This is a genomic window from Ignatzschineria sp. PL_is040, assembly GCF_055813795.1.
The window spans coordinates 60,992-73,842 of the sequence record NZ_JBVPGU010000005.1; the positions used below are offsets into that span (position 1 = coordinate 60,992).

The 12,851-nt window shown below is 43.7% G+C and carries 10 protein-coding genes; 5 read left to right on the plus strand and 5 right to left on the minus strand.

Annotated elements, in window-relative coordinates; translation table 11 throughout:
- Nucleotides 1-370 precede the first annotated feature (370 nt).
- Nucleotides 371-2,341, minus strand: a complete 1,971-nt coding sequence (gene tkt, locus AC0SAP_RS07420) for a transketolase (RefSeq protein WP_473383693.1) — start codon at nucleotides 2,339-2,341, stop codon at nucleotides 371-373.
- A gap of 283 nt (nucleotides 2,342-2,624) precedes the next feature.
- Here tkt and AC0SAP_RS07425 point away from each other — a divergent pair, with 283 nt between their 5' ends.
- Nucleotides 2,625-4,253: a CTP synthase gene (locus tag AC0SAP_RS07425; RefSeq protein ID WP_473383695.1), complete on the plus strand. Its 1,629-nt coding sequence runs from the start codon at nucleotides 2,625-2,627 to the stop codon at nucleotides 4,251-4,253.
- Nucleotides 4,254-4,448: 195 nt separating this feature from the next.
- Nucleotides 4,449-4,925: a tRNA (cytidine(34)-2'-O)-methyltransferase gene (locus AC0SAP_RS07430; protein ID WP_094567750.1), complete on the plus strand. Its 477-nt coding sequence runs from the start codon at nucleotides 4,449-4,451 to the stop codon at nucleotides 4,923-4,925.
- Between the two features lie 115 nt (nucleotides 4,926-5,040).
- Here the strand turns inward: AC0SAP_RS07430 and AC0SAP_RS07435 are convergent, their stop codons facing one another.
- The 4 genes from AC0SAP_RS07435 to AC0SAP_RS07450 form a co-directional block, all read right to left on the minus strand.
- A complete protein-coding gene (locus tag AC0SAP_RS07435; protein ID WP_473383696.1) occupies nucleotides 5,041-5,409 on the minus strand; it encodes an RnfH family protein in 369 nt (122 codons plus the stop codon).
- On the minus strand, nucleotides 5,390-5,833 hold the full coding sequence (locus AC0SAP_RS07440; RefSeq protein ID WP_094567748.1) for a type II toxin-antitoxin system RatA family toxin: 444 nt from the start codon (nucleotides 5,831-5,833) through the stop codon (nucleotides 5,390-5,392). Before AC0SAP_RS07440 ends, AC0SAP_RS07435 begins: the two co-directional genes overlap by 20 nt.
- A gap of 329 nt (nucleotides 5,834-6,162) precedes the next feature.
- Nucleotides 6,163-7,839 (minus strand): phosphate acetyltransferase, encoded by a 1,677-nt coding sequence (gene pta / locus AC0SAP_RS07445; RefSeq protein WP_473383698.1) that lies wholly within the window; start codon nucleotides 7,837-7,839, stop codon nucleotides 6,163-6,165.
- Nucleotides 7,840-7,884: 45 nt separating this feature from the next.
- Nucleotides 7,885-9,087, minus strand: a complete 1,203-nt coding sequence (locus tag AC0SAP_RS07450) for an acetate/propionate family kinase (RefSeq protein WP_286481825.1) — start codon at nucleotides 9,085-9,087, stop codon at nucleotides 7,885-7,887.
- 851 nt (nucleotides 9,088-9,938) lie between these two features.
- Here AC0SAP_RS07450 and def point away from each other — a divergent pair.
- The 3 genes from def (at nucleotide 9,939) to rsmB (ending at nucleotide 12,812) form a co-directional block, all read left to right on the plus strand.
- Nucleotides 9,939-10,463, plus strand: coding sequence for a peptide deformylase (def, locus tag AC0SAP_RS07455; protein WP_473383700.1), 525 nt, complete (start codon nucleotides 9,939-9,941; stop codon nucleotides 10,461-10,463).
- 81 nt (nucleotides 10,464-10,544) lie between these two features.
- Nucleotides 10,545-11,477: a methionyl-tRNA formyltransferase gene (fmt, locus tag AC0SAP_RS07460; RefSeq protein WP_473383701.1), complete on the plus strand. Its 933-nt coding sequence runs from the start codon at nucleotides 10,545-10,547 to the stop codon at nucleotides 11,475-11,477.
- Nucleotides 11,478-12,812, plus strand: coding sequence for a 16S rRNA (cytosine(967)-C(5))-methyltransferase RsmB (rsmB, locus tag AC0SAP_RS07465; protein ID WP_473383702.1), 1,335 nt, complete (start codon nucleotides 11,478-11,480; stop codon nucleotides 12,810-12,812).
- The last annotated feature ends 39 nt before the right edge of the window (nucleotides 12,813-12,851 follow it).

A 12,851-nucleotide genomic window follows, 5' to 3' on the forward strand; every position in this document is an offset into this window, starting at 1 on the left:
AAAATACAACTATAAAAATGAATAGTTGATCATTCTAACACTATATTATTGCAAACGCTTAAAACTTCTACTCATTTGAGCGAAATTTTGATCGAAGTAGAGGCACTCATTGTTAGTGGTACTTCATTCGATTCAATTATGCCACTTTTACGCTATGACTCAAGATTCCATATCAGTTTGCAAGCAGGAGTGCTGTGAAATAAAGGGGGAGAAGTGATGTTAACAGGTATAAAGAAAGCCACAAGATGATTTCCGGTGGCTTTCTCTCGATTTTTCGTAAGTGGTAGTTTAATGAGATTTCTTAACTACTTTACTAACTCATCAATGATCTCACTAACTATCTCACTAATTTACCATTTTGATGACTCTTCTACGCTTTTGCTAAGAGCATCTGCGCTTTTTGGATCACATGATCTACTGTGAAGCCAAAGTGTGGGAAGAGATCTTTGGCTGGAGCCGATGCCCCGAAAGTATCGATTCCTATCACAGCATCTGCAAACTCATACCAGCCACGAGTGACACCTGCTTCAATGGCAAGGATCTTCTTATCGCCTAAAACAGCCTGTTTATAAGCTTCATCTTGCTCTCTAAAGAGCTCCACACACGGCATTGAAACAACACGAGCATTAAGCTCTTTCGCAGCTTCCATCGCCAACTCTACTTCAGAACCTGTTGCAAGAAGTGTGATCTCGGCATGATCATTCTCAAGAAGAGTATAACCACCACGCTCAATATTTTTTAAGCTCTCGGCATCGCGGGTTTGGTGGGGAAGGTTTTGGCGGGATAGGGCGAGTAATGTGGGGTGACCTTCAGCTTTGAGACCATCTGTCCAAGCAACTAATGTTTCAACCGCATCACAAGGACGCCATACATAGAGGTTAGGAATAAGGCGTAAAGATTCAACATGCTCGATAGGTTGATGGGTCGGACCATCTTCACCAAGACCGATGGAATCGTGGGTCATGATATAGATCACACGTTGCTCCATGAGTGCGCTCATGCGGATCGCATTACGAGCATAATCGGAGAAGACGAGGAAAGTTGCACCATAAGGGATAAAACCGCCATAGAGTGCTAAACCATTCATAATAGCCGCCATCCCAAATTCACGAACACCAAAGCGGATATAGTTGCCTTCACCTGTAGTGATATCGAGATCACGGCTTCCTTTGAAGAAGGTATTGTTCGATGGGGTAAGGTCAGCAGATCCGCCCACAATCTCTGCAAGATCAGTCGCTAAAAGATCGAGTGCATTTTTGCTCGCTACACGTGTTGCGATATCTGCTTCTTTCTCATTAACGCTTTTCAGTGCCGCTGCGAAAGTCTCTTCAAAGTTGTCGGGAAGTTCACCGGCAATGCGACGAAGAAGTTCATCTGCTTTTTCTGGATGATCCGCAACATAAGCATCGAAGCGGTTATTCCACTCCTCTTCTATTTTATCGCCAGTATCGCGAGCATCCCAAGCTTGATAGATCTCTTCTGGAACTTCAAAAGGACCATAGTTCCAACCAAGGCTTGCTTTAGTTGCCGCAATCTCTTCAGCACCTAAAGGAGCACCATGGGTCGCTTCTGATCCCTCTTTATTGGGAGAACCTTTACCGATTAGAGTTTTACAGATAATGAGTGTTGGTTTGTCTGATTTTTTCGCCTCTTTGATCGCCGCATCAACAGCTGCAATATCGTGACCATCAATTTGACCGATCACATTCCAGCCGTAGCTTAAGAAGCGCTCTTTAGTATTGTCGGTAAACCAACCACGAATATCTCCATCGATCGAGATGCCATTATCATCATAGAGTGCGATCAATTTGTTGAGTTTTAAGGTACCGGCAAGAGAGCAAGCTTCATGAGAGATCCCCTCCATCATGCAGCCATCACCTAAGAATGCATAGGTGTAGTGATCGATAATGGTATGTTGATCTGTATTATAAGTTCCCGCCATCATCTTTTCTGCAAGCGCCATACCGACAGCATTGGCAATACCTTGACCTAAAGGCCCTGTCGTTGTTTCGATCCCATCTGCAAAACCATATTCAGGATGGCCTGCTGTTTTAGCATTGAGTTGACGGAAATCTTTGAGATCATCGATCGAGAGCGCATAACCTGTTAAGTGTAAAAGAGAATAAAGCAGCATTGATGCATGCCCATTAGAGAGGATAAAGCGGTCGCGGTTGATCCAGTGGGGATTGTTGGGGTTATGTGAGAGATTAAGGCCCCAGAGAGCTGTCGCCATCTCTGCCATCCCCATCGGTGCGCCGGGATGACCGGAATTTGCTTTTTGTACAGCATCCATGCTGAGCGCACGAATAGCGTTTGCGCATTGTTTATTCATCTTTGACATAATATTTCATTAACCTTTAAAGCACTCGAAAATAGAAGCCCTAATTATACTCAACTTTCAATAAAAAATCTTACTTATCCCATAGGAAAGAGCGCCCATTTTGACTGAAAAGTGTCCGTCACTTCTCTTGAGGGATGATTGTGAATGAATCAATGCTTGTGCGTTATTTGTGCGTTAATTAGACGATCGTTGCACGATAATTATTTATCGAACTTTTTTCGAAAATGAGTTAAAATATGATCCCTGATAGACTTTTTATTCACATCAATTTCAGGGTGGGTTCATGACACATTTTATATTTGTCACAGGTGGCGTTGTTTCATCTTTAGGCAAGGGTATTGCGGCAGCTTCTTTAGGTGCCATTTTAGAAGCTAGGGGACTTAAGGTTACAATGATGAAGTTGGATCCTTATATCAATGTCGATCCCGGCACGATGAGCCCATTTCAACATGGCGAAGTCTTTGTGACCGATGATGGCGCGGAGACAGATCTCGATTTAGGTCATTATGAGCGTTTTATCCGTATGACGGCGAGCCGTCGCAATAGCGTCAGTGCGGGACGTGTTTATAAAACAGTTATCGAGCGTGAACGAGCAGGTGAGTATCATGGTAATACCGTTCAAGTGATTCCTCATATTACCGATGAAATTAAGCATCGTATCTACAATGTCGCACAAGGTGCTGATATTGCACTTATCGAGATTGGTGGCACGGTTGGCGATATTGAATCTCTCCCATTTTTAGAAGCAATTCGTCAAATTCGCACAGAGGTAGGACCTCGTAATGCGCTCTTCCTTCATTTAACTTTAGTACCATTTTTACGTGCATCGGGTGAGTTGAAGACAAAGCCGACACAACACTCGGTAAAAGAGTTGCGTTCGATCGGTATTCAGCCTGACATCTTGATCTGCCGTACAGAAGAGCCGATTCCAGCAGAAGAGCGTCGCAAAATTGCACTCTTTACCTCTGTTGCCCAAGAAGCAGTTATCTCCTGTGTTGATTCTGATTCAATCTATAAAATCCCCGGTATTCTTCATGATCAGGGTCTTGATCGTATCGTGCTTGAGCAATTTAATATTCAAGCGAAAGAGGCCGATCTCTCTGAGTGGGATCAGGTATTAGAAAATATCGCTACTGCTGATAGTGTGGCAAATATTTTGATCGTTGGTAAATATACAGAATTGACCGATACCTATAAATCGATCAATGAAGCACTATTTCATGCGGGAATTCAGACAAAGACAAAGATTAAGCTTCACTATGTAGAGGCGGCCTCTTTAGAAGATATGGATGAGACGGAGCTATCTGCGGCATTTGCCGGTATGGATGCTGTCTTAATTCCTGGTGGCTTTGGTGAGCGTGGAATGGAAGGGAAGATTCGCGCGATTCAATATGTCCGTGAGAATAATATCCCCTTCTTAGGGCTCTGTTTAGGCATGCAGTTAGCGGTTGTTGAGTATGCACGTAATGTGTTAGGGCTTGATGGCGCAAATACGAGCGAAGTTGATCCTACTTCTGAATATCCTGTTATTAAGATGTTAGATCCACAGCGCGATAGCGAAACAGATGAGTTCAAAGGCTATATGACGGTGGGTGCGCAACCTGCAACTTTGATTGAAGGGACAAAAGCATATGAAGCTTATGGGCGCGCTGATGTGAATGAACGTCATCGTCATCGCTATGGTGTTAATCTTGATTATCTCGATCAATTGCAAGATGGTAACTTTATTGTTTCAGGTCGTACTAATGATCGTGGATTGATCGATTTTATTGAGCTGAAAGATCATCCTTGGTTTGTTGGAACACAATCTCATCCTGAGTTTAAATCGACGCCTAGAGATGGGCATCCGCTCTTTATCGCTTTTGTTAATGCTGCAAAAGCAATGCAAGAAGAGAAGGGTAGTGACGAATAGTCAAAGTTAAGAGTATCAGTTAACAATAGCGGCTAACAATAGAAGATATAAGAATATAGAAAGAGCCTAGAGTGTGGTCGATAGCGAGATCCCTCTAGGTTCTTTTTTATCCGCCATAAAGGATAAAACCATAAAGGATGAAACCATAAAGGATGAAACCATACAGGATAACAACATAAAGGATAATATTAGAAGATGAATCAGAAGTTATCGATAATTCTCTATGAGCCAGAGATTCCGCCTAATACCGGAAATATTATTCGACTCTGTGCTAATAGTGGTGCTGAGCTACATCTCATTGAACCGCTTGGGTTTTCGTTAGAGGAGAAAGCGCTTCGTCGTGCTGGGCTCGATTATGCGGAGTGGGCAACGATGAGCGTTTGGCCCTCTTTAGAAGCGTGCCTTGAGGCAGTATCGCCTAATAGACTCTATGCTATGACAACAAAGGGAAGTAGAAATTTCTTTGAAGCAAAATTTGAGCCGGGAGATGCGCTGATTTTTGGACCTGAAACGCGCGGATTGCCCGAAGCATTGATCTTTTCACTCCCTGGTGAGCAACGTCTACGCCTTCCTATGGTGGAGAATGCCGGGAGAAGCCTTAATCTCTCCAACTCTGTTGCGATTGCGATCTATGAGGCATGGCGGCAATTTGAGTTTAAGGGAAGTGATTAAAGAGATAGAGGGAAGCGAAGGGAGCTTTTAAAAGAGAGCGCTTGGAAGAAGAGGGGTACCTTGAGGAAAATGCTTGAAGCTAAGTTTTAAATGTGAGGGATTTAAGAGAGGGGATTTAACTATCCCCTTTTCTTTTGAAGCGAGGATCTCGTGCGGCACGAATTTGTCGCGCTCGCTTGGGATCGATAATCAAGGGGCGATAAACTTCAATTCGATCGCCCTCCTTAAGGGGATGATCTTGATCGACTTTAATGCCAAAGATCCCAAATTGGGGAGAATCAATCACCTTACAGGCTTCATGATAGAGTGCAAAGAAGGGAAGAGCATCTTTTAAGGTGATTCCTTCTTGAAACTTCTGTTTTTCAGTAGGCTGACGATCGGGAAGCGCTAAGATAAATTCAACCGTTATAAATTGATCATTAGTACGGTTATAGCGCTTGATTGTCTCGCGATTATGGGGGGGATTAGCTGAGAAGTTTTCCATAACGCACCTTTGCTTGAGCACTAAAGGCGGCAACCATACTGCCGGCAATATTTTCAAAGATTGGAGTTAAAAGTAATCTTGCAGGACCAAAAGAGAAATCGAAATCGATCATGAGATGAATCTCTGATCCACCATCAGGAAGGTCGTTAAAACGCCACTCTCCCCGAAGATGCTTAAATGGGCCATCCACTAGATTGAGGGTGATTTTCTCACTCTCTACCAAAGTGTTGCGTGTAGTAAACCACTTGTTAAGCGGACCTTTCGCAGTCAAGATAGAGGCTTCCATCATAGTTGGTGTCGATTTAAGGATGCGAGATCCTTTACACCAAGGAAGAAAGGTAGGATATGATTCCACATCATTGACTAAATCGTACATCTGTTTTGCAGAAAATGGTTCTTTTTGTGATCGGCGTATGACAGGCACAGCATTCCTCAATTTATCAATATTTGTTGCTTCAATGAACTAATCTATTCTTCTCTACTCGCTACGGGCTCTTTAGCGATCTTCTATTGATCTTTTATCGACCTCTTATCGACGCTCTATCAACTTTTATCTACTGGCCGGTCTCTTCAGATCAGTTTTGTTAAAGAGATAAGATGAAGAGATAGCGCAAAGCGATAAAGTATACAGATAAAGCGAATAGATAAAGAGAGAGCTACCGGTTTTAGGTAGCTCGCTATTATATCAAACTCTAACGCAAATCTAGAATCAATCTCTTGAAGATGCGCCGGAATTGCGCTTTATTCTGATCTTTAAGCTTCGGGTGTTGATTGTAATGCCGTAATCGCAATGGTGTAGACAATATCGTCAACAAGTGCGCCTCGAGAAAGATCATTGACCGGTTTTGCTAAACCTTGCAACATCGGGCCGATGCAGACGACATTGGCACTGCGTTGAACCGCCTTATAGGTGATATTGCCGGTATTGAGGTCGGGGAAGATAAAGACCGTTGCACGTCCGGCAACAGGGCTATTGGGGGCTTTCTGTTGGCCAACACTTAAGACACTTGCCGCATCAAATTGTAGTGGGCCATCGATCAGAAGGTCGGGAGCTTTCTCTTTAGCAATCTTGGTCGCTTTTGCTACTTTTTCGACCTCTTCTCCGGCACCTGATGTGCCCGTTGAGTAGGAGAGCATCGCAACACGTGGCTCAATGCCAAAGATTTTCGCCGATTCAGCTGATTGAATAGCGATATCGGCTAATTGCTCTGAGGTGGGATTGGGATTTACTGCACAATCGCCATAAACATGTACCTGATCCTTCATTAACATAAAGAAGATGCTTGAGACTAGTTTTGAGTTTTTATCAGTGCCAATTAGTTGAAATGCTGGGCGAATGGTATCGGCAGTTGTATGCACAGCCCCCGAAACTAAGCCATCGACATCCCCTTCTGCAAGCATCATCGTTCCAACTACGACACTATCTTTCAGTGCTTCTCGAGCACTCTCTTCAGTTGCCCCTTTATGTTGACGGCGTTCAACAAAGCCGGGAACATATCTCTCTACCAATGTTTTGGGATCGATGATCTCAATTCCATGATCAGGCAGATGGATATTATGTGCTTTGGCAACCTCATCAATTGCCGCAACATCACCAAGAAGTACGCAGCGTGCAATGCCTCGTTCAGCACAGATTGCAGCGGCACGAAGTGTACGGGGTTCATCTCCCTCAGGCAGTACAATCCGGCGATCTGCTTTTTGCGCGCTCTGAATCAATTTGTAGCGGAAGGCAGATGGTGGCATACGATCTGTTCCTTGCGTTTTCAGCTCTTTCACTAAACGTTCAACATTAAGGTGTTGTGCAATAAAACGAATCGCAGCAAGATCATCCTTTAATGACTCATTTTCAGGCACAATGCCGAGAGTGTCGAGTGAACGGCAGAAATCGGTCTGGCAGAAAGTGACCGTCTTTTCGATCGCTTTAGGATCTTTGACATGGTTAATAATATAACCGGCAAGCCAGATATGGGATTCACTATAGATATAGGCATTAAGGTCAAAGTGGGCTGCAACCTCTTCGGGCGTATTGGCTAGGGAGTTTCCAGCAAAGACGACACCCGCACAGAGTGTGCGAGCGATATCAGCATTAAGATCGTGCGTATAGGGGCGTGTGTTGTGATAGGTTAAGCCCTCAACGACAACAATATCGTGCCCTTTAGCGGCTTCTGTTGCTCTGCCGACAACAGCTTCTAAAAGATCATCATAGCTGCCATTGCGAATTGCATTATTCACCTCTCCTTCCAAAATGGGGGAGGGTGATTCATCATTGAAGAGCTCTCGGTAGAGCTGTTCGGAGCGATTATTATCTTCACCAATAGGGCGAACAAATCCAACACTTAACCCCGCCTTGCGTAGCGCTTCAACTAATGCTAGTGAAATTGAGGTTAAGCTCTTAATATCACCGGTAGGTGCGACAAATAATGTTTTCATAGATACAATATTCCTCTTGATCGGTCTGAATCGTTCTTGGTCGATTTATGATGCCTGTTTCTCTTTTTTTGCAATGATTTCTAAGGTATCTTGAACAATCATTCCCTCTTCATCCGTACAGACAACTAAAGCTTTACCGAAGTTGGAACTTGTGGCGATAACTCCCTCTTTTCCGCCGGTACAGTAGCTGTTAGAAGGATTGCTAAAGCGATAACCTAAGAATGCTAATTGGCTCATAATTAGCTCGCGAACATAGGCTGAGTTTTCACCAATTCCGCCTGTGAAAACAATAGCATCGAGGCGCTGTAGTGCAGGGAGATATTCTGAGATTGTTTTGGCAACGCGATAACCGAACATATCAAGAGCTAAGCGGCAACGTTTATGCCCCTCTTTTGCCTTAGCTTCTAAAGTACGGCAATCATTGGAAACGCCGGAGATACCAAGAAGCCCACTATCGAAGTTGAGAAGATTATCCATCTCATAGATATCGTAATCTAAACATTCAACAAGGTAGGGGATAAGGCCAGGATCGAGCGACCCGGAACGAGTTCCCATCATTAACCCTTCAAGCGGTGTCAATCCCATACTGGTATCGACCGATTTCCCTCCACGAATCGCCGCAATAGAGGCACCATTGCCGAGGTGACAGCTGATAATATTGAGCTTTTCGAGGGGGATATCGAGAATGCGGGAGGTGCGTTCTGTAATATAACGGTGGCTACTTCCATGGAATCCATAGCGACGAATATTATATTTTTCGTAGATTTCAAGTGGAAGGCCGTAGAGATATGCCTCTTCAGGCATAGTTTGATGAAAGGCGGTATCAAATACAGCAATCTGTGGTAGTTCCGGGAGAACCTCTTTTGCGGCCAAAATCCCTGTTAAGTTCGCCGGGTTATGAATCGGTGCTAATGGCGCACATTTTTTGATGATCTCAATCACTTCAGGGGTAATTTCAACGGACTCTTGGAAATACTCTCCCCCATGGACAACACGATGGCCAACAGCTTTGATCTTGTCGGCATAACCCTCTTTTTGGAGAAATTGGAAGGTCTCTTTAAATGCACCTAGGTGAGTGGGATCTTCAAGTTTATTCTTAATCTTCTCCCCATGGTATTTAATCGTTAAGGTGGCATCGGGCGTATCGAGCTGCTCTGCGCCCCCGCTAATAACGGTATTGCGCTCTTTTGCATGAATCAACGCAAACTTAAGTGAGGAACTTCCGCAATTGATGACTAAAGCATACATAACTGTTTGACTCCTAAGCTTTCAATGTTCGGTGAACATATTGTTGTTATTGATTGGATCATCGCTCTTTCAGCTCTCATAAGAGTAGTGAGGGTCTAAGCCTACTCTTATTTCACAACACCTGATAAAGGTAGGTGAGGGGAGGGCTTTAAGTTGAAATGGTTAAGTACTCGGGAGAACTTAACCATTTCTGCCATAATCCAACGTTATTTATTTTAGTTTTAATTTTTTATCACGATTTTTTATCACTCATTCAATTATCGATTTTATCTTTGAAAAAAAATGATCGAATGACGCATATCGAGCATTTCATTTATCAATGAATCGATTGAATAGATCGAATAGATAATATTTTTCATACCTCTCTAATTAATACCCTATAAATTGCAAAAACCCAAAAAAAGAGCTGAAAACTTTTTATCTTTTTTGAGAATGTGATAGCAAAAGTTAAGGTAACAATTTGATAATGTCGCAGTAATAGCCTCTCAATTATTTTTCTCAATTAACTCTATCGAGTATCCCTATCGATCATCCCTATCTACCCTTGAGTATCTGATTTAGGTTAAATTCCTGTTATAGCATGGATTCCCTTTTATGGGAGAACAAGATGCACTCGGCTTGATCTATATGCTTTAGATTGCTGAAAAAGTAACCACGATGTCGAGAGACTTTATCGATTTGAGACAATAATAAAGTAGTTAACATTTTGGTCGATTGAGAGAGAAAGGGAGGCGGAATTATGCCGTAGAGTAAATTTTTTGGAAAGCTACCGAGCGCTCCCGATTTAGTGTAAAATGCCCTCTTTTATAGCGATATGATTTTAGAAGATAGATCAAAGAAGAGAGAGTTTTATGGCAATCTTAGATGTAATTACAGTACCTCATCCTACCTTGCGTGAAAAGGCTGCGCCGGTCACCACTTTTGGTGCCGAGTTGAAGCAATTTGTTGAGGATATGCTAGAGACGATGTATGACGAAAAAGGGGTCGGTTTGGCGGCCAATCAGGTTAATGTCTTAAAGCGAGTCTTCGTTGCGGATTGCTCTGAAGAGCGCAATGATCCTAAAGTCTTTATCAATCCTGAAATTTTAGAAGTATCGGAAGAGACCGATGCCGCAGAAGAGGGATGCCTCTCACTTCCAACACTCTATAGTGGCCCGGTGATTCGTCCTGTTGCGGTCAGAGTTCGCGCACAAGATGTTAATGGTGATTTCTTTGAGCTTGAAGCAGATGGTCTTTTAGGACGCTGCATTCAACATGAGTATGATCATCTAGAAGGGATTCTCTTTATCGATTATCTCTCACGTTTAAAACAGCAACGTATTTTGAAAAAGTTGGAAAAAGTTCTCAAAGAGCGTGAGCTAGAGAAGCATGAATGATAGGTACAACAGGTACAATAGGTATCTAAGTAGTAGAGATAGGTGATAGAGCGATTATGGTTTAGGAGAAAGGGAAAAGTAATGGGTTTAAGAGTTATCTTTGCAGGCTCGCCGGAGTTTTCAGTGCCTACGTTAGAGGCATTGATCGATTCAGAACATGAGGTTGTTGCGGTCTATACACAACCTGATCGTCCGCGAGGAAGAGGAAAAAAAGTGCAATTTACGCCCGTAAAAGAGGTTGCAGTTGCTCATGATATTCCTGTCTATCAGCCTCTCTCATTACGAGATCCTGAGGCGCAAGCGGAATTTGCCTCCCTCAATGCTGATCTGATGATTGTTGTTGCTTATGGACTGATTTTGCCAAAAGCGATCTTAGAGATGCCAAAGTATGGTTGCCTCAATATTCATGCTTCACTCTTACCGAGATGGCGTGGTGCCGCACCGATTCATCGTGCGATTGAGGCAGGAGATCAGGAGAGTGGTGTGGCGATTATGCAGATGGATGTTGGTTTAGATACCGGCGCTGTCTGGGGAGAGGAGCGAGTTACGATTACCCCATATATGACAACAGGTGAACTCCATGATCATCTTAAAGATATGGGGGCATCGCTCCTATTAGCGACGATTCCTGAAGTGATTGCCGGTGAGCGTAAACCAACGCCACAGCCGGAAACGGGTATTACCTATGCAGAGAAGATTAGTAAAGGGGAAGCGAGAATCGATTGGCATGAAAATTGTGCGACAATTGCGCGTAAGATTCATGCATTTAATCCATTTCCCGGCGCTTTTACGGAGTTGGAGGGCGCGCTCCTTAAGCTCTATCGTGTCTTAGAGACCGATCGAAAGAGTGATTCAAAACCGGGAACATTCCATGTTGAAGATGAGTCGCTCTATGTCACTGCTGGCGATGGTCATCTATTAGAAGTATTAGAGCTGCAGATTGCAGGTAAAAGAAGAATGGAGAGCGCGCTCTTCATTAAAGGTAATGAAATCGATCAGAAGGTAGCACAATAAATGGCCATCAATGAAGCGCTATATCCCAAATTAATGAAAGATCCCCGTTTTGTCGCAGTAGAGACACTCTGCTCCGTACTAGAGGGAGAGTCGCTGACCGATGCACTACCAAGATGCAGTGAGCGACTCAATGAGAATGATCGCCGCTTTACACAGCATCTCCTCTTTGGCGCCTTGAGACAATATGACGCACTTGAGGATCGGCTTTCACAAATGTTGTCGAAACCGATTAAAAATTCAGAGATCGAAGTTAAGGTAGCCCAGATCTTAGCGGCTTATGAGCTCACAGAGATGGCAACTGCTGAGCATGCGATCCTTAATAATTGGGTGAATTTGATTAAAGCGATGGATAAGCCTTGGGCTGCGGGATTAACCAATGCGATTTTGCGCAATATCCAGCGTGGTAAGCTCCCACCGGCAAAGAGTGTGGCAGGGCGTAGTAATCTCCCTCAATGGTTTGCTAAACGAATTGAGAATCAATGGGGAAAAGTGGCTTTAGAAGAGATTGGAACCTTCTATCAACTCCATCCTGAGATGATTTTACGCGTCAATTTAACAAAGGGAAGTCGCGAGCAATATTTAGAGAAACTTGCCAATAGTGGTATTGAGGCGGTTGCACATCAATTTGTTGAGAGTGCTATCGTCTTAGATCAACCGGTGAGCGTTGATCAGCTCCCAGGGTTTTGGGAGGGAGAGGTGAGTGTTCAAGACGCTTCGGCACAACTTGCAGCACAACTTTTAACACCTCAAAGTGGAGAGTATCTCCTTGATGCCTGTTCAGCTCCCGGGGGCAAAACAACAGCGCTTTTAGAGTCGATGCCTCAAATGAAGGGTTTAGTGGCGCTCGATAGTTCCGCAGAACGTTTACTTCGTGTGAAAGAGAATATTGAGCGCGTGATGGGAGCGATTCCAGAGTTTGTTGAGATTGAAGCAATCGCTTGTCAAGATTACAGCCCTGCGCAACGTTTTGATGCTATCTTGCTCGATGTTCCTTGCTCTGCAACCGGCATTATGCATCGCCATCCCGATATTAAGCGTCTTCGCAAAGCTTCAGATATTGAAAAGTTAAGAGTGCTACAAGGGGAGATTCTTGAACATGCATGGACTCTTTTAAAAACAGGAGGACGCCTTCTTTATGCAACTTGCTCTATCCTCAAAGATGAGAATGAGCAGCAGATTCGTCACTTCTTAAAAAATCATCCTGAGGCGAAAGAGAGAGCTCTATCACTCCCCTTTGGTGAGCAACGTGATGTGGGTGTTCAGATTTTGCCTCGCTTCTTTAAGTCAGAAGAGAGTTTAGATGGCTTCTACTATGCTCTCTTAGAGAAGCAGTAGTCAGTTATAGTGTAAGAGTATGGAGAGGGAAAGATCGCG